Raw genomic sequence first — 200 nt, forward strand, 5'->3', positions numbered from 1 at the left:
TGCTAAATCGTTAGGGGTCGTAAGGCTTGCGAGAGTTCGAATCTCTCCCACTCCGCCACATGAAATAAGGGATATTGCCGAGGCAATATCCCTTATTTGTTTCAGACCGAGTCGTTTATTTTGTCGTAAACGGCTCGGTCTTTCGTCGCTCAGGTTTAAAAAGCCGTACGAACTCCATGTTTACGGAGATTGAAGGCGAA

Annotated in this window: 1 tRNA gene (only partly in view); it reads left to right on the plus strand. The window is 46.5% G+C overall.

Features of this window, described 5'->3' with window-relative positions:
* Positions 1–58, plus strand: a tRNA-OTHER gene (locus PGX78_RS09415) (it extends 61 nt beyond the left edge of the window).
* The last annotated feature ends 142 nt before the right edge of the window (positions 59–200 follow it).

The organism is Megasphaera sp. AF13-6AC, from assembly GCF_027685385.1.
GTDB lineage: Bacteria > Bacillota > Negativicutes > Veillonellales > Megasphaeraceae > Megasphaera > Megasphaera micronuciformis.